The following is an 18,219-nucleotide window of genomic DNA, read 5'->3' on the forward strand; positions in this document are numbered from 1 at the left end:
GAAAATTTTTATGGTAAAATTTAATTATTAACAATTTTCCGTATAATTAAATCAACTCTTATTAATGTCTTGATCGATAACGAATAGTAGATATGTATAGTTTATTGGAGGGGTTAATTTGAAAGAAGTTATCGTACGCCCATATACGTTTGAGGATGCAGAGGCTAAGTTACAATTACATGTAGAAAATAAAGAACATTTTGAAAAATGGTCTCCTACGTTAAGGAAAGAAGACTTTTACACCGTTGAAGGGCAAATGAATAGTATTAAAGAGTTTATGGAAAAAAGTGCAGAAGATAGTAGATATGATTTTGCAATCTTTCTTAAAGTAGACAATGATCTAACTTTAATAGGAGAAGTACAATTCATTTTTGTTACACGAGGACCTAAACAAAGTTGTATGGTTGGTTACCATATTGCGGAAAAATTTAATGGACAAGGATATATGACGAAAGCTTTGAAACTTGCTCTGAAAATTGCATTTGAAGATTTGAAGTTCCACCGTGTGACATCAGAAGTTAATCCAGAAAACTTAGGTTCTTTACGCGTCCTTGAAAAGGTTGGATTTGTGAAAGAAGGCTATTATCGTAAAAACTTAAAAATTAGAGATCAGTGGTATGATCATGTTTGTTTGGCAATCTTAGAAGAAGAATTTGCAGAGAAGGTTACACAAAGCTAATTTAGTAAAATAAATATTTTGATTCATTTAAGATAGACAGTTTACTGTTTATCTTTTTTAATGGAAAATAATCCCAGTAGCTATGTAAAAAGTTTAATTTTACATTAATTGAAAATAATTTCCTATGCATTATGACATATTTTTTAATTTGTCATAAAATTTTAACAATAAAAATAAAGGAAAATTGGCATATTTTAGCTAATTAAATAAGAAAGGGAGTCCATTCTCTCTTTTCTACTTTATAATCGATGCAACAATTCGATTAAAGTGCAAGATGCTCAAAGTAAAAACTATGGTAAAAAAAGGAGTGGTAGGGATGAATTTCTACATTTTATCGGAAGAGAAAGAAAACCAAAACATTCATTATTACTGTATCGCTGCAGGTAGCCATCGCTACGACTTTGCTGTTATCTTTTCGGAAAAATTTCTAGGGAAAGCAATGGTTGTCTCTATTCAAAGTGGAAGAATGGTATTACTTTGCAGAGAAGACATCGATCATCCAGAACACTGGGACCAAAAGCTTGGCATTGCAGCTGAAGACATCAAAGAAATTGAATCATTTTTTCATTCCATCTTAGAACAACGAATTTTTAGTGATCAATATTAAAAAGTGAGAGTCTCCTTATTTTAGGAGACTCTTTTTATTTATCCATCTATAATTAATATAAGTAATTGCTCCACCAACAAATGCAAGTATTAGGGGTAAAATAAACGGTATTTCTGAATAAATAGGCAATGTAAGAATACAAAAGAATACTGTTATCATACAATTTCTAGGTATGTATTTTTTTAATACTTTTTCATCAAATTTATATTCGTAATCATCTTTTAAATGGTTATTTTTAGCTTTTTTAAAACTTATTCTTAACACGAACAGTTGACTTAAAGCTATTAAAATGAGCACAATTATAATTGGCTCCGGTTTCCCGAAGTTATCCCAGTCTTACAGGTATTGGATTTGGTACGTTCATCCGTGTAATTTCACCTAATTTCATTTTCTGTACTACTATATTATTAATAAAAAAATGAGCTGCCATAGCAACTCACGAAATTCAATTAAACGCAGTGCTTTAGTTGAATAAGCAATTAAGCTTTTATAAACATCTCAATATTGGTTTTAAATAAGCTATTTGGTATATCAGCACTTAATTTCATTGGATAAACATTTTGTATACTCTTACTTAGTTTTTTAGCAAATGGGATTGGTCCTGACTCTTCTAAAACAAAATCTGGCGCTGGCGGTAAATTAAGTACTTCCCAGTTCGTTTTACTTAGTTGGAATGTAAAATTAAAAATTTTATTTTTACCGAAATCGACATCGCCTATACCATATATCTCAGTACCATCTGCTAAATCCCCTTTAATTCTTACCATATATGTATCTAGCTTATTTATAGATTCTCCTTCATTAAATAGAGGTTCAACTAACATTTCATCATCATTATCTACATCATAATCAACGATTTTCCATATTGGAAATTCGTTAAAGTCAGATAGTTCCAAATCGTGAATAGACTTTTTCTCAAACATACATTTCCTCCAAATTTATACTTTATGTAGTTACCTTCTTCAAAAAAATAATAATTTTTAATCAGATTTAACTCTTTTCTTATGCAACTAAACTGTTATTTAGTTGTATAAGAAAATCATCAATCTTTTATAACTGAGCCTAAAAATAAGAAAACTATTTTTGCCAATAATCTTGTTCAATTTTTAAAAATGTAAGAACAATGGGAGAATAGCAATATAAAACGAACTCCACTATGACTCTCTATTACGGAGAAACACTTTTCACAAACCGTACCAGTAGGAATTTATTATTTAAAAGGAAATGATGCTGATACGAATTAAAATTAGAATATGGAAATAGTGTAAAAATTTTCCATTTATTAGAAAATATAATTAATTGTATGTTAAAATTGTATTTAACTACTTACAATTAAAAAGAGTTTGTTACAATTATATCTCTTGTTTGTTTTTTAGTGTGTATAATCGCTTGTTTTGTTAATTGAATTTATAGGTAATTAGACCTTGTAAATTACAAAAAATATATATTATCAAATCCAAAAGTTCTATTTTCGAGTAATCTAAAAGGTGTTTTTGAGTGTTTACTAGAAAATAATTCCAAGAGAAAGGAGGAATTTGACAATTTTTATTTAGAACGGATGTAACTACTTATAAAATTTAATCCAATAGTTTTCATTCATTAATGAGTGGATTAATGTTTCATTGTTACATTTGTGTTTCTAGTTAATTTTCTTTGAATCTATTAAAAAAGGGGCTCTACAATGAAGAAAAAAAATTATTTAGCTTTACCTGTATCTACAATCCTTTTATTTTCAAGTATTTATTCTGGGACAGTTCAAGCTGCTTCTGTAACAGGAGCTAATAGTACAGTTGCTAATCAGCTAAACTCTGGCAAAAACCTTAGAAAAAGCCAAATGAAAGAAGTGCCAAAAGCAAGTGGTAAGGTACTACCTAAGAAGGCAGAATCTAAAATTGAAACAAAATTAAGAGATAAATTAAAAAATAAACAATCAGTAACGAAACATAATGAACAAACTGGTGAATTAATCGTTAAATATAAAAAGAAAGTGACTACAGGTGAAATTACTACACTTCAGAAAAAATATTCTTTAAAGTCTTCAAAGAAATTAAAGAATTTAAACGCTGAAGTAGTAAAAATCCCATCAGGTGAAAGCACTAGTGAGTACATAACGAAACTAAAAAAGGATTCAAATGTTGAATCTGTACAACCGAACTACAAATATTACCCATCTGACTTCGATAGTACGCCTGACTATTTTAATCAAGGTAAAGGTAAATTATGGGGACTTAATAATACCGGGCAAACGATTAATGAGAGTTTAGGAAAAGAAGATATTGATGTAAACGCACCTGAAAGCTGGAATCAATATGGTTCTAAACTATCGGAAGTATTAGTAGGTGTAATTGATACTGGTGTGGATATTAGTCACCCAGACCTAAAAGGGAAAATTTGGACAAACCCTGGTGAGACAGGGGATGGTAAAGAAAATGATGGGATCGATAATGATCACGATGGGTATGTTGACGATGTCCATGGCTGGGATTTTTATAACGACGATAACAGTGTTTATGATCCACTTGATGGAGATGAGCATGGTACACATGTTTCCGGAACAATTGCTGCAGAGTTAACAATAGATAAAAAAGGTATCGTTGGTGTCGCTCCAAACGTAAAAATAGTACCGTTAAAGTTCCTTGGTCCTTATGGCGGAACAACTGCAGATGCTATTGAAGCAATCGAATATGCCAAGAATAAGGGAATTAAAATCACGAATAACAGCTGGAGTGGTGGAGAATACGATCCATTACTTGAAGAAGCAATTGAAAATTCAAATAGCTTATTTGTAGCTGCTGCTGGTAATGATGGAATGGATAATGATGAAGAAGGGGCTTATCCTGCTAGTTACGAAAGTTCTAATATCTTATCAGTTGCCGCTGTTGATAACAAAGGTAACTTAGCGTCTTTCTCAAACTATGGCGCCGAATCTGTTGATGTTGCTGCTCCTGGAGTTGACATATTAAGTTCAGTTCCTAAATACCCAATCGATGAAATTTTAGCAAAATTGAAAATTAAGGGTGGAGCTGGAGCATCAGCTCAAATTGCTGGAGAAAATTACAAGGCAATTTTTGATGGTATAGGCTACGAAAAAATTAAGGATTCTGAAAGACAAGATGTTTTTGACAAAGCTTTAAGCTATTTAGATATAAAGGATAGTAAGAAAATTTTACTTGTTCAAGATGATGAACATGATCTTGCTCAAATATTCAATGACGAACCAGAACTATCAAAGATATTTAAAGACTATTCACCTATATATAATGAACTGTTGCCTAACGTGGATAAAGTAACAATAAGTTCTGAATCCTCTCTTTCAGATTACAAGAGCAGTAACGATTTATCCTCTTACGAAGCTGTAGTTTGGTATACGGGTAACGGACTTGGATTTTTCTCTGAAGATGGTACAACTTTAACTAAAAATGATACAGACATGTTAAAAAATTATCTTTCCAGTGGTGGTAAATTATTATTATCTGGTGTAAACGCCTTATCTGGACAAGAGAAATCAACATTTGTTAAGGATACATTAGGTTTAAATGTATACCCAGATATGGGACCAAGTTTGAATGTAAAAGGATTAGCTGGAATCTATGATCATACTAATTTAAATGTAAATAGGTTTGATTTCCCATACTATTTCGCTGATTTTCTTCAATCTAATAATTCTAAGGCAGTCATAAATTCAGAATATGTTTCTGATTATTCACAAGCATATGATTATTATAGTGGAACATCTATGGCAACTCCACATACTACAGGTACTGCTGCTATTTTATTAGGCTTACAACCGAACATGTCACCAGAGATGCTTAAACTATATACAAGTGCAAAAGGAACGAAATTAGATTCACTAAAAGGTTTTGTAGGCACTGGAAATATGGTTAGAGCATCTGATATTGATAAATTTGATGACAATGATACGCCAGGAGTCCCATTAGATAAGTTTGTTAAAGATGGCAAATTAGTAGAGAAAACTCCTACTAGTGTTGGAAATAAAAATGATGTTTATGCAATATCGTTAAAAGAAGGCCAAGGAATTACATTCTTATTGGATGGTCAAGCAGGAACCGATTTTGACTTGTACGTTTATAATGAATCAACATCGAGCGTAAATAATAAAAATGGTATGGTTGCTAATTCAGAGAACGTAAATACCTCGAAAGAAAAGATTAACTTTATAGCTCCTAGAACTGGTATTTATTTTGTAAATGTTTATGACTACAAAGGTACAGGAAACTATAAACTTTACACTGGTAATTTCGATGGTTCGTATGAAGATGATTCTAGCCTTGTGACTTTAGATGGAGATTGGATGCCAGTAATGAATCAACAATTTTCAGAACAAATGGCAGGAGTACTTAATTCTAAAGGAGAAGTTAGTTTTTCATTTGTTGGGTCTAGTATTGAATGGCAAGGTTATAAAGATCCAACACAAGGAATTGCCGATGTTTATATAGACGGCAATAAGATTGCTTCTCCATCTCTTTATAATAGTACGTTCAAATCAAAACAAAGTTTATTAAAATATGAATTTAAAACTTATGGCAATCACTCTATCAGAATTGTATGGGCAGGAAAAAGTGATCCAGCGGCAAGAAAATCAGCTACAGGGATTAATTTAGATAAATTTGTTGTAAAAGAAAATCCTATTTCATTGAAAACATCTTTTGACACTAATATGAAATATCCTGTGATTTCATGGACAGCAAAGAACTGGGCTGAAGCATATACTATTTACCGTAAAGAGTCTACGGAAAAAAACTATGCAAAAATAAATACTATCAAAACAGCATCTTATGTGGATAAGACAGCAAAACCAGGCAAAAAATACGACTATGTTGTAACTATTAATATAGATAATAGAGAGACACCTTTTTCATCACCAATTACGTACGTTTATGATGATGATATTAAAGGAAGAATCTATATATCAGGTACTGCAAAAGGAGATCTTAATACTGACGCTAAAGATTTAAACGACGTTTGGGCTAAAAATTTAGAAGCGGGCAAAACATATGAAATTTCGTTAACTGGCCCTACTAATGCAAACTTTGATCTTTCATTATACAACATTGGTACATCATCTATTTATGGTTCGAAAGAATTGAAAAAGTCTGCTAGTAGCACGTCTAATGAAAAAATTGTCTTTAAACCAACAAAAACTGGAATGTACTATATCGTTCCTTTTGCTGTAAAAGGCTCTGGGCAATATAGTATAAATATTTCAGTGCAAACAACGAAATCAGTAGAAAACAATGATTCCAATATTAAATACACTGGAACTTGGAGTCAGTTAAATTATAAGAGCGCTTCTAGTGGAACAATTAATCAAACAAAAGGCTCTACTGGATCGCTTCAATACAATTTTAGTGGTACGGGTATAACTGTATATGCTTTAAAAGATAAGAATATGGGTAGAGCAGATATTTATATCGATGGTAAAAAAATAAAGCAAGTTGATCTTTACTCTTCAAGCCGTAAATATAAGGTAAATGTATTCGATCTACAAAATCTAGCAAATAAAGCTCACACGATTAAAATTGTTGCTTCTGGTACAAAATCTAGTGCAGCAACAAACAAGTTAATAAATGTTGATTCATTTAAATTAACTCAGTTTTCTTCAGTTAAATAATAATCGTAAGCATTTGCAAAACAAAAAATCCTGATTGCTCTTTTGAGTCGATCAGGATTTTTTTTTGAATTTAAACTATTTAATTTACCTTTATCAAAGGAAATAAAAAGGTAACAAATTTTGTGAAATATTTTGAATGATATAGACGTTTTGATTTAGAGTATGTATCGGAAGGGGCAAGAAAAAAAGAATTAACCATTGGTATTTCAAAATCATTTGGCTTCGGTGGGTCATAAATCTGCTATTATATTGAAAAAGTACGTTTAACAGTCTAAAAGCCTCTTTTTAGTAAGAGGCTTTATTTTTAAGGGACCTTTACGAATACCTAATTAATTCAGATCATTCTGCTCATTAAGATTCTTCATTTCACCATTTTTAACTAAATTCAAAAATAGATAGATTAAATAGAAGAGGAATACAACAAAAAGCCCAACTAAAAGTAACATTAGTAAATAAATCGGATTGTAATGAAGTCCTAAAGTTGTTGTTTCTTTACCCAATTTGTAAAAATATTCTAATGGTGTTCCTTTTTCCGGAGCCATTGTGTAAAAGTAATTAGATGTAAAGGGCTCCATCCATTTCATAAACAAATTATTTACAAAGATTGATAAAATGTACAATATAATAATGAGCGACATTGTTTTTCGCAAAATTTTCAAATTAATTACAATCATATTATTGAAATACGCCCACAATACAATTCCTACGATTAGCATATGCCCCCAAAGATACGCCATTCCTTGCCATGTTAAGAGAGATTGATAGTTTGTAAGACCGTTTGCAAATATAATGCTTACTAAAGCAGCAGGAAGGTTAAAACAAAACGCAATTGAAAATAACAATTCACTTTCAAATAAAAATGCAAAAAATAAAATAAAATTAGCAAAATGACAAATTTGTAAAGGGATTTCTTCAGGTGAAATTTGATTCACTTTGTGATAAATTTCAATATTACGCCCAACTAAAAGAGCAATCCCAATAAGTGAGAAGCACATACCAATCAATCGTATCTTTTGATGGTTAAAGCGCCTAAATAGAAAATAAAACAAAGTGACAAATAGAAAAGGGCTCGCCATAAATAAAAAATGGAATGGACTCCACATTTGAAAGGTCATTGAACTATACTTTCCTTCATGTAGTAAAATTCACTTGTTTTCAACGCGATTTACCCCCATTACTTTTTATTGTAATTTGATTTGAGCAAAAAACGTATCATTAAGCGATCAAACTAAAGACATCAAGTAAACAACACCTATTATTGATTTATTCAAAAAATTTTTAGAAAGAACCTGTAATGTTTACTCTTAACTTGTACAAAAAAGGAAATGTTAATTAAGGTATCGGAGGGGATTTTGGTGACAATTCACTCGTTTATATATTTATTAATCAAATGAATACAATGATGATCATCTGTATACCCTAGAATTCTTTCATTTTCTTCATCAACAAAACTATCAGATAAACTTTATATGTAAAAGAGTAGAAATTTAATTTTTAGTTCAATGATAAAATTTCTAAAATCTTAACACATTATTCGTTATTGACAACTAAGTTAATTCATACTATTATTATCTCGAGTTAAAGATATTTTTTGAAATTTAATTTGGAGGTAGAAATAATGGAGAATGAATGCTAAACCTTTCGTTTTACTTTTATAGCACAAATATAAAGAAGTTTATGATGAATAAAAAGCATGATATGTTTTTTGGAATACTGTTTAAAAAATTCAATTCAAATTTTTTTATAAAATTATCTCGAATTAAAGATAAAAAACAAGTAGGAGGATTTAAAAATGTTAAATATGGGTTTATTAATTATTCGTTTAGTAATCGGTTTACTTTTTGTAGGTCATGGAGCTCAAAAATTATTTGGCTGGTTCGGTGGTCATGGACTGAAGGGAACAGGTGGATGGTTTGAATCAATTGGCATGAAACCAGGTGTTACAATTGCACTTTTCGCAGGGTTAGCAGAACTGATTGGGGGAATTTTATTTACACTAGGACTATTAACACCACTTGCAGGAATCATGATTGCTGGAACAATGGTAATGGCAATTATTAAAGTACATGCGCCAAATGGATTATGGGCAACTGCGAATGGATATGAATACAACTTAACATTGCTTTCAGTTGCTATTGGTATAGCTTTAATTGGACCTGGTAAATATGCGTTAGATCCATTTTTATTCTAACTGATCACTTTAGAAATTGATTTTACAAATTAAAGATTAATTAGTATAAAAGTGCTGTTAAATAATGAATCTGTTCATAAAAAAATGAAATAATAGAAAATGTAAGACAAATATTAGTGAGCTAATCGGGCTTTGTTCGATTAGCTCACTTGCATTTTAAATAAATATTATTTATAGCAAATTTTTCAATATAAAATTTAAATGTACTACTCTTTAAGAACGATTTTTCACAAATTTCGATGATACATAAAAAAACTTTACTAAAGTCAAAATGATTACTTTGATTCCATCTGTCTACATATGATTTAGTAATTAAAATCTAGGAGGAAAAAAATTGGGTTATCGAATTGAAAAAGATTCAATTGGTGAGATAAAAGTACCCGTAAATAAACTTTGGGGAGCTCAAACGCAGCGAAGTTTTGAGAACTTTAAAATCGGTACTGAAAAAATGCCTATTCAATTAATTTATGCTTTGGCATTAATTAAAAAGAGTGCAGCAATTACAAATAAAAAACTAGGAAAATTGGATAGCGAAAAAGCAGATGCAATCATTAGTGCTGTAAATGAAATATTAAATGGTAAGCTTGACAATCACTTTCCACTTGTTGTTTGGCAAACAGGAAGTGGTACACAAACAAATATGAATGTTAATGAAGTAATCGCTCACCGTGGGAATGAGTTTTTAGCAGAAAAAGGAAACAATAAAAAAATTCATCCAAATGATGATGTCAATATGTCTCAAAGTTCCAATGATACATTTCCAACAGCAATGCATATCTCAAGTGCTCTTGCTGTTAATGAGCAATTGCTCCCTGCATTAATAAATTTAAAAATGACATTAAACGAAAAGATGAATAAATTTAAACAGATTATAAAAATTGGCCGAACACATTTACAAGATGCAACACCAATAACATTAGGTCAAGAGATAAGTGGTTGGCATCGTATGCTTGAAAAAAATGAAGAAATGATCGTACAAAGTATGAAGTTTATTGCTGAATTAGCTATTGGTGGGACTGCTGTTGGTACTGGAATCAATGCGCATCCGAGTTTTGGAACGATGATGGCTGAAGAAATTAGTTCGTTAACTGGACTGAATTTTAGTTCTGCTGAAAATAAATTCCAAGCATTAACAAGTCATGATGAAATCGTTTATACACATGGTGCTTTAAAAGCATTGGCTGCAGATTTAATGAAAATAGCGAATGATGTCCGTTGGATGGCAAGTGGTCCTAGAAGTGGTATAGCTGAAATAACCATACCCACAAACGAACCGGGAAGTTCAATCATGCCAGGAAAAGTAAATCCAACCCAATCTGAAGCACTGACAATGGTTGTAACACAAATTATGGGAAATGATATGACAATAGGCTTTGCCGCTAGTCAAGGAAATTTTGAACTGAATGTGTTCAAACCAGTCATTATTTACAATTTTCTGCAGTCAGTTAGACTACTTTCAGACGCAATCAGATCATTTGACGATCACTGTGCAAAAGGCATAGAAGCAAATATAGAAGTGATTGAACAAAATCTAAATCGATCACTTATGCTCGTAACCGCATTAAATCCTCATATTGGTTATGAAAAAGCAGCATCAATCGCAAAGTTAGCATTTAGCGAAAATTTGACACTTAAAGAAGCTGCATTAAAAACGGGCTATCTATCGGAAGAAGAATTCGATCGAATTGTTAGACCTGAAAATATGATTTAGTCAGATTTGAATACTTTAAAGAATCAAAAAAATCCTGATGGCCACTTTAGAGCCATCAGGATTTTTTTATCAATACTCACATACCATCGACTAATTTTCTATCAACTTTTCAATTTGTTCACCGATTTTAGAAAAAGGGACGGAAAAAGTCAGTTTAATATTCGATTGAAACTGTTGATTAATGGCGGATGCTATAAAATAAGTATATTAATATTAAAAAAATTATCATAAATTCACATTAAGTTCACATCAATAGATTATAATCACTTTATCCTTAAATATTATTTAAACAGAAAGAAGGCGGATTAATTGAAGCCCATTAAAACAATTTCAGCAGAAGAGATGCAAAAATTTGAAGATAAACTAAAAAAACACAATTGGATTTTAATGTTAATAACAGTAATCACTATACCATTTATCGTAAGTAACTTGTAAAAAAAGAGAAGTACTTATACTGTTCTGTTTTCTTTTTTACATATGCCCCCAAAAGAATAGGTCAATAAAAAAGCCAAGAATTTTTTCTTGGCTTTTTTATTTTTATCACATTTATTTTTTAAACACAAACGCAATGTATACAACTTTGAAACAACCTATGAGTAAAAATAAAACATTTAAAAACCAAGGGTATGTATCAATTTTATAACGAATCATGAAAGCTTGAAAGAAGCATTAAATGAACAAGTAGGTACTCATATTGTAAATAAAGGCAATAAATACTAGTAGGCTACTAGTTGGGGTCTATGTAAAAGCGTCTCATTCTGGAACTCTCCAATGAATAAGATAAAAGACGCACTGTTTGGAGCTTCAGAGATTGCATTAGAGCTAGAGAAAGTTGCAATTCATGAACAAGAGCATGGTACTGTTGATATAGTTGAAGTAATGGATATCCACTCTGGTGCAATGAACGTAGTCCAGGGAGAAATATTAATGAAAATTGACTTTCGATTTTCATAATTACAAGAAGAAAGTAGGAAAGTTCGTTTTAAATCATTAAATCGCTCATTCTTGATCAATTGGAGAAGCAATCTGATCATTATAGGTATCAATATAAATATTTCCATTTGCTGCCAGAACAGCATACACTACTTCCTTCGTTTGTAAATTACGCTTTTTAAGCTCTTCTTGTACCATTAATTCTGACAGATTATTTTCTTTTAAATTTTTTAAGATAATTTCCCCATCCATAATCAACTCAATAGGTAATTTACTTTCCTGTCTTGTCGGTATATTTAAATCTTGTTTTGTTACGTTTCGGTATTGAGGTTTTTGTAAAAAAGATACTTTACCATTTGTCTCAACTACTACATAAAGAACTTCTTCTATATTAAAAATTCCTTTTTCCCTTAATTGTTGATTTAAATAGTCTAGAGAATAGCGCATTTTTCTCATATTGGCCTCTAATATTTTTCCATCTTCAATTATGACAGTTGGATTGCCTGCAAGTAGATTTCTACCTATTCTACTTTTCAAGGAAATAAAACTAACGAGTAAAATAACTAAAACCAAAATTAAAAAAGCTAATACTGCATGGTGAATTTTTATATTTAAATTGAAAGCTAAATTAGCAATAATGCTTCCTATTGAAATAGCCCCAATAAAATCAAAGGTATTCATCTCAGCAATGATTTGTTTTCCTAATAGTTTAGCACCGATGAACAAAATCAAAAATGCTAGCATTGTTCTTGTAATAATTTCAAAATGTTCAGGCATGGGCAGTTTCTCCTTTTACCATTAACCTTAATCTATTTTTAGTTATTATTATCAATAAAGTATTTATGTAATCTCATGATTAAAGAAGTTTAAATTGATAAACAAATTTGAATTGTGTAGAAAATTAGTTTGTGCTATTTAATAGTTAAATATAATCAAGCTAATATGCTACTTATTTCAATAAATAGTATTTTTTTAGATCTTAGAATCTTATATTTCAATTACTGCTATTTAATAAAAAAGCACATAATTTTCATTAAGTTTTCACTTTTATGGTGTAATTTTTAATAGAAACAAAAATAAATGAGTACTTTTTATAAAAAAAGCAATTTTGAATAAAAAGGAAAGAGTAATCTAAATTTTTTTGAACGTTAATTCAGCTTTTAAAAATGAAACCATCTGAAAAAAATGTATTTATAAATATTCTAGAAATAATATGCTAAGCAATTAAAAGAATTTTAAGATTTACTCATTATAATACAAGATGGTAATAAGAATTGGAGGTATTTAAATGGGTAAAATGAGTAAAAAATGGGTCACTATCTGTTCAACTGCAATTGGAGCGATTTATGCTGCAGGCTATTTTACAACTGATATTCAAGATTCGAATGTAGCGTCGCCAAAAACTGAACAGGTTAATGTTCCTTTAAATAAAAATAAAAATAAAATTGTAAAAAAAAGGTTTTATAAAAATGGAATTTTTTATGGTATGGGTTCTAATCGACGTGGAACGATTCAAATCGCCTTAAAAATAGATGAAGATAAAATTATAGATGTAGAGATAAGTAATTATGGTATGCATTATTCTGAGAATGACATAGTAAAATTACCAAATGAAGTAGTAAATGTTCAAAGTTCACAAGTTCGGAATGTGTCAGGAGCGACATATAGTACACAGGCCTTTAAAGATGCTGTTCAAGATGCTCTCTTAAAGGCAAGGAACATATAATGAAGAAAATCATAAGAAAAACGAAATTATTCATGGATACGGTTGTTGATATTAAAGTAGTCACATCAAAATCGTTAGATGAAACGGAAATTTCAATTAATCGTGCATTTAATTTTTTTCGAGAAGTTGAAAGAGCATGTAGCCGATTTAGTTTGGAAAGTGAATTAATGAAAGTGTGTAAACAAATTAATACTCCAGTAGCTGTTAGTCCATTATTATTTGAACCCTTAAAATTCGCGTTAGAGGTGGCTAAATGGACAAATGGAATATTTGATCCTACGGTTGGTCAAATATTGGAAAATGCTGGTTTCAATCAACACTATTTAACAGAAGATTTCATACAAAATAATACATCTGATAAAGTTTCTTACTCTGATATTTTCTTAAATGAAGAAGATAAAACTGTACGATTAAAAAAGCCATTAGTGATTGATTTAGGTGCTGTTGCCAAAGGGTTTGCCATTGATCTTGCTGTAAATGAATTGAGACAATTTGATGGATTCATTGTTAATGCTGGCGGGGATCTTTTTGCAGGAGGATTAGATGAATTAGGGGAAAACTGGAAAATAGGAATTCAGCACCCACTATATAAGGAAAAAATCATTCACACAATAGAAATATCTAACATGGCGGTTTGTACTTCTGGAAGTTATGAACGTAAAAGTGATTTAAACCCAGAAGTTCATCATATTATTAATCCAAAAAATAAAAAATCACCAACTGAGTTGATTAGTTGTAGCATCATCGCACCGTATACAATGATGGCGGACGCATTTTCAACTACATGTTTTTTAATGGGTAGAAAAAAGGGACTAACTCTATTAGAAGAAGTTGATTTAGGGGGCATTTTAATTTCATCTGATTTACAAATTTATCAAAAAGGAGTGGACAATATTGACTATTAAACAATGGATCAAATCACCAAAAGGTTATGTAATTCTGTCCTTAATGATTTTACTTTTAATTGCTACAATTGATTATCAAACAAGTAGAGGCGCAATTAACTGTATGATTGCCGTTTTTGTGGGAACAATTACAGATATATTATGTGCCTTAATTTTAAAAAGGAAAAATATTAAGCCATACGGAGCGGTTATTACTGGAATTATTGTCGCAATGATTTTAAGTACAACCACTGCATGGTATGTGATTGTTATCACAACATTTGTTTCAATTTTATCAAAATATTTAATTGTCTTTAAAAGGAAACAAATATTTAATCCAGCAGTTTTTGGTCTATTAATGTCTATCATCCTTTTTCATACTGAACAAAGTTGGTGGGGCGCATTTGGAGATCTTCAAGGTTGGACAATTATATTTTTATTAATGATTGGTTATATAGTTGTCAGTCGTGTAAATAAATTTCCAATGGTATTTTCATTTTTAGGAACATACTTCATGCTCTTAATACTGACTCAATTTTTTCATATTGGAGATGCATCGGATGCTTTTCGCAGTCCATTTATAAATGCTTCTCTTTTCTTTGCATTTTTTATGCTCACTGATCCCCCTACATCACCAGCGAAAGACAAACAACAAGTTATTTTCGGTTTTATTTGTGCACTAGTAGGAGTAACAATTTATAGTTTATTTGGAGGATTAACCTATTTATTTACTGGCTTGATGGCCGGCAATCTATTTAATTTATTGAAATCAAAGCCTTCAATTCAAAAAGTTCAAACAAAGGAATCAATCTTTTCATAATGTATCACGTATTCTATTTCTGCAGTTGTTACAACGAAGGATGGATTTAAAGTGAAAACAGAAAAAGAAAAAATTACTGTAAAACGCTAATTTTTTTAGTACAAGCCAGCTTTATAAGCTAGGCTTGTTTTTTTGTATTAATTTTATACGGGATACGTCTTCTTATCTAATTCCAATGTATCACTGTCTACACTTGTTTCTTGATCCTATGAAATTATTATTAATTTTAAAATGTTAGCGTTCTGTTACCAATGTGATATTGAGTAAGAAAGCATGAAGTAATACCTTTACATAAGTACATAATTTTTTTATAGAGGACTTTCATTTAACTTGATTAATGTGAAAAAGGTGAAATTTAATGATTTATTTATTACTAGTTGTTGGAACTATATTAGGGTACATTCTGCTAATTCTACCAGCATATGTATATGCAATAATCCTTTTAGTGGGTTCATTGTGTTCTTTTATTGCAATTTATATTGAATTAACTATTTTAGAGAAAAAAGTAAGAGCTGATCTATTATAAACTACATAAATAATCAAAAATAAGAATATGTTTTAGTTAATTATTATTATAACTAAAAAGGAAGTACAATTATTTGCATAAAGAGTGTAGAATTCTAAAAAATTCTACACTCTTTTTCATTAGTTTTTTATTCTATAATCTATTAAATATCCTCAAACATATAACCATATCGAGGGACAGAAACAATCTTTTGACCGTTCCGGCTAAACATTTTTTTTGTTGAAAGTTAGTGGGGTTTCCAAAGTTAAGAGCGAAATTCTCAAATAGCTGATAGCACGTGGAGTTTACTCGTTCAAAAATTAGATTTGTATTAAATCATAAATTTGATACAAAATGTTTATCATTTAGAAACATTTTTTTGCTATGATTTGATAAAGGTCAATATTGACATATACATCATATTGAATTTAGAGGTGAAAATATGAAAAACAATATTAAAAAATTATCAATGATTGCGATTAGTAGTTTCATATTATTATCAGGTTGTTTAGTAGTTAAGGCTCAGAAAAATGTAAGTGTTTCTAAAACTGACCCGATACTTGTTGAGCTAAATAAACTAACACTGAAAGAAAAAATCGGACAAATGATTATCGCAGGTTTCGATGGAACAACATCAAGTAATGCAGATACTCTTTTAAAAAATTATAAATTAGGCGGCGTCATACTTTTTGGAACAAATATAAAAAGTCCAAGTCAATTAGTAAATTTAACAAATGACATTAAAACATATAATAAAAATAACAAGGTACCTTTGTTTCTCTCTGTCGATCAAGAAGGCGGTAGAGTAAATCGAATGCCTTCAACGGTTATAAATACACCCTCGGCGAGAACGATTGGAAATAAAAATAATATGCAATACGCATATAATATAGGTAATATGATTTCAAAAGAACTATCGTCTTTTGGATTCAATACTGATTTTTCACCAGTATTCGATATACAAAGTAATCCTAAAAATACAGTAATTGGAGATCGTTCTTTTGGAACAAATTCAAGTATCGTTTCAAACATTGGTATTGGAATGATGGATGGAATTCATAAAGGAAACACAATTCCTGTAATTAAACATTTCCCAGGGCATGGAGATACGTCAGTAGATTCTCATTTAGATCTTCCTATAGTGAATAAAGATCTATCAAGTTTAAAAAAGTTTGAGCTAGTTCCATTCAATAATGCAATTAAAAATCATGCGGATATGGTGATGGTAGCTCATATAGTAGTAAAAAAAGTAGATTCAAAGTATCCAGCATCTATGTCAAAAGCGGTGATAACTGAACTGTTACGAAAACAATATGGCTATAATGGTGTTGTCATAACTGATGATATGTCAATGGGAGCTATAGCTAAACACTATAACTTAAGTAACGCAGCAGTAACCTCTATTAATGCAGGTAGTAATATTATTTTAATCGGACATGGAAATGAAAATGTTAAAACCATATACAATAGCATCTATACAGCCGTAAAAAATCACAAAATATCAGAAGACACAATCAATAAAAGTGTTTATAAGATTCTGGCTTTAAAACAGAAATATAAACTTAATAATAATAAAGTTCAACCTGTCAATGTTACAAATTTAAATAAACAAATCAAGAAAGCCGTTACTTATAACAATGAAACTAGTAATAAGCAGTACTTACTTTTAAAAAATATTTCAACGAAGGGGAATGAAGGGAAAATTATCAATGCAGAATTTAATGTAATGAATTCGAATATTGACCTAGTAAGAGAAAAATGGGGAAAAGAAGACGGTAGTGTTTATGTGGCCGCTGCTAAAGGAACATATAACACGTACACAAAGAGAAACGTAGTCATTGGATATCAAAAAAGCCATTTAATATTTGAATTACGTTCTTTTGATCCTCAGTTAAAATCTTTAACGATCAATCATATAAAGAATTATTTTGGTTCACCTAGTTCAGAAGTTACTACCTCAAATAATGAAAAAATAATAACGTATTCAATTGGATCTAATAAGCTTAAATTTGTTTTTCCTTTAAAGAATAAAATAATAGTATTGGATCATTATTCAATTTACAATCCTAATAATGTTGCTAAATAATATGAGTCATTAATATGAAATAACAAACTATTAACCTGTTCCTATAATGGAGCTGGTTTTTTATTTTACTCGAATTGTTTTGTTTTCACTTCTATTTGATAACTAAAATAAATCATTACTTTATCGAACTATGAGTCTACAAATGTTATTAATTTTAAAATGTTAGTGTTTTGTTATCAATGTGATATTGAGTAAGAAAGCAAGAAGTAATACCTTTACATAAGTACATAATTTTTTATAGACGATTTTGATTTAATTTGATCAATGTGAAAAAAGGGTGAATTTAAATGTTTTATTTATTAGTTGTAGGAACTATATTAGGGTACATTCTGTTAATTCTACCTGTATATGTATGCGCAATAATTCTTTGTGTGGGTTCATTGTGTTCTTTTATTGCTATTTATATTGAATTAACAATTTTAGAGAAAAAAGTAAGAGCTAATTT

At 30.1% G+C, this 18,219-nt stretch carries 14 protein-coding genes; 11 read left to right on the forward strand and 3 right to left on the reverse strand.

Annotated elements, in window-relative coordinates; translation table 11 throughout:
- Positions 1-118: 118 nt before the first annotated feature.
- Together MY490_RS11080 and MY490_RS11085 are read left to right on the forward strand one after the other, a co-directional pair.
- The gene (locus tag MY490_RS11080) at positions 119-679 is read left to right on the forward strand and encodes a GNAT family N-acetyltransferase (protein WP_248269239.1); all 561 of its coding nucleotides are present in this window, start codon (positions 119-121) and stop codon (positions 677-679) included.
- A gap of 316 nt (positions 680-995) precedes the next feature.
- The gene (locus MY490_RS11085) at positions 996-1,286 is read left to right on the forward strand and encodes an SAV0927 family protein (RefSeq protein WP_248269240.1); all 291 of its coding nucleotides are present in this window, start codon (positions 996-998) and stop codon (positions 1,284-1,286) included.
- A gap of 479 nt (positions 1,287-1,765) precedes the next feature.
- Here MY490_RS11085 and MY490_RS11090 read toward each other — a convergent pair whose 3' ends face one another.
- Positions 1,766-2,209: a hypothetical protein gene (locus MY490_RS11090; RefSeq protein WP_248269241.1), complete on the reverse strand. Its 444-nt coding sequence runs from the start codon at positions 2,207-2,209 to the stop codon at positions 1,766-1,768.
- A 758-nt stretch (positions 2,210-2,967) separates the two neighbouring features.
- Between MY490_RS11090 and MY490_RS11095 the strand changes: the two genes are divergently transcribed.
- A complete protein-coding gene (locus MY490_RS11095; protein ID WP_248269242.1) occupies positions 2,968-6,918 on the forward strand; it encodes a S8 family serine peptidase in 3,951 nt (1,316 codons plus the stop codon).
- A gap of 329 nt (positions 6,919-7,247) precedes the next feature.
- Here MY490_RS11095 and MY490_RS11100 read toward each other — a convergent pair whose 3' ends face one another.
- On the reverse strand, positions 7,248-8,033 hold the full coding sequence (locus tag MY490_RS11100; protein WP_248269243.1) for a TMEM164 family acyltransferase: 786 nt from the start codon (positions 8,031-8,033) through the stop codon (positions 7,248-7,250).
- 677 nt (positions 8,034-8,710) lie between these two features.
- Between MY490_RS11100 and MY490_RS11105 the strand changes: the two genes are divergently transcribed.
- From MY490_RS11105 to MY490_RS11115, 3 genes are all read left to right on the forward strand, one after another.
- Positions 8,711-9,109, forward strand: coding sequence for a DoxX family protein (locus MY490_RS11105; RefSeq protein ID WP_248269244.1), 399 nt, complete (start codon positions 8,711-8,713; stop codon positions 9,107-9,109).
- A 334-nt stretch (positions 9,110-9,443) separates the two neighbouring features.
- Positions 9,444-10,820 carry a class II fumarate hydratase gene (fumC, locus tag MY490_RS11110; RefSeq protein ID WP_248269245.1) on the forward strand — a complete coding sequence of 459 codons (1,377 nt, stop codon included), beginning with the start codon at positions 9,444-9,446 and terminating at the stop codon, positions 10,818-10,820.
- Positions 10,821-11,591: 771 nt separating this feature from the next.
- A complete protein-coding gene (locus MY490_RS11115) occupies positions 11,592-11,774 on the forward strand; it encodes a hypothetical protein (protein WP_248269246.1) in 183 nt (60 codons plus the stop codon).
- A 45-nt stretch (positions 11,775-11,819) separates the two neighbouring features.
- On the opposite strand, the gene MY490_RS11120 is transcribed toward MY490_RS11115, so the two are convergent.
- Complete coding sequence (locus MY490_RS11120; RefSeq protein WP_248269247.1) at positions 11,820-12,530, reverse strand: DUF421 domain-containing protein; 711 nt, start codon at positions 12,528-12,530, stop codon at positions 11,820-11,822.
- Between the two features lie 511 nt (positions 12,531-13,041).
- Between MY490_RS11120 and MY490_RS11125 the strand changes: the two genes are divergently transcribed.
- The 5 genes from MY490_RS11125 (at position 13,042) to nagZ (ending at position 17,774) form a co-directional block, all read left to right on the forward strand.
- Positions 13,042-13,479, forward strand: coding sequence for an FMN-binding protein (locus MY490_RS11125; RefSeq protein WP_248269248.1), 438 nt, complete (start codon positions 13,042-13,044; stop codon positions 13,477-13,479).
- Complete coding sequence (locus tag MY490_RS11130; protein WP_248269249.1) at positions 13,479-14,384, forward strand: FAD:protein FMN transferase; 906 nt, start codon at positions 13,479-13,481, stop codon at positions 14,382-14,384. Before MY490_RS11125 ends, MY490_RS11130 begins: the two co-directional genes overlap by 1 nt.
- Positions 14,374-15,183: an RnfABCDGE type electron transport complex subunit D gene (locus MY490_RS11135; RefSeq protein ID WP_248269250.1), complete on the forward strand. Its 810-nt coding sequence runs from the start codon at positions 14,374-14,376 to the stop codon at positions 15,181-15,183. Before MY490_RS11130 ends, MY490_RS11135 begins: the two co-directional genes overlap by 11 nt.
- A 358-nt stretch (positions 15,184-15,541) precedes the next feature.
- Positions 15,542-15,709, forward strand: a complete 168-nt coding sequence (locus MY490_RS11140; RefSeq protein ID WP_248269251.1) for a hypothetical protein — start codon at positions 15,542-15,544, stop codon at positions 15,707-15,709.
- Between the two features lie 421 nt (positions 15,710-16,130).
- The gene (gene nagZ, locus MY490_RS11145; RefSeq protein ID WP_248269252.1) at positions 16,131-17,774 is read left to right on the forward strand and encodes a beta-N-acetylhexosaminidase; all 1,644 of its coding nucleotides are present in this window, start codon (positions 16,131-16,133) and stop codon (positions 17,772-17,774) included.
- Positions 17,775-18,219: the final 445 nt, after the last annotated feature.

Origin of the sequence: Gottfriedia acidiceleris, from assembly GCF_023115465.1 — a bacterium.
GTDB classification, from domain to species: domain Bacteria; phylum Bacillota; class Bacilli; order Bacillales; family Bacillaceae_G; genus Gottfriedia; species Gottfriedia acidiceleris_B.

Bases quoted from the DNA above. Each gene is read 5' to 3' on its own strand.
- nagZ (WP_248269252.1), top strand. From the start codon at position 16,131: ATGAAAAACAATATTAAAAAATTATCAATGATTGCGATTAGTAGTTTC.
- MY490_RS11130 (WP_248269249.1), top strand. From the start codon at position 13,479: ATGAAGAAAATCATAAGAAAAACGAAATTATTCATGGATACGGTTGTT.
- MY490_RS11100 (WP_248269243.1), bottom strand. From the start codon at position 8,033: ATGACCTTTCAAATGTGGAGTCCATTCCATTTTTTATTTATGGCGAGC.
- MY490_RS11095 (WP_248269242.1), top strand. From the start codon at position 2,968: ATGAAGAAAAAAAATTATTTAGCTTTACCTGTATCTACAATCCTTTTA.
- MY490_RS11140 (WP_248269251.1), top strand. From the start codon at position 15,542: ATGATTTATTTATTACTAGTTGTTGGAACTATATTAGGGTACATTCTG.
- MY490_RS11120 (WP_248269247.1), bottom strand. From the start codon at position 12,530: ATGCCTGAACATTTTGAAATTATTACAAGAACAATGCTAGCATTTTTG.
- MY490_RS11125 (WP_248269248.1), top strand. From the start codon at position 13,042: ATGGGTAAAATGAGTAAAAAATGGGTCACTATCTGTTCAACTGCAATT.
- MY490_RS11085 (WP_248269240.1), top strand. From the start codon at position 996: ATGAATTTCTACATTTTATCGGAAGAGAAAGAAAACCAAAACATTCAT.
- MY490_RS11115 (WP_248269246.1), top strand. From the start codon at position 11,592: ATGAATAAGATAAAAGACGCACTGTTTGGAGCTTCAGAGATTGCATTA.
- MY490_RS11105 (WP_248269244.1), top strand. From the start codon at position 8,711: ATGTTAAATATGGGTTTATTAATTATTCGTTTAGTAATCGGTTTACTT.
- MY490_RS11090 (WP_248269241.1), bottom strand. From the start codon at position 2,209: ATGTTTGAGAAAAAGTCTATTCACGATTTGGAACTATCTGACTTTAAC.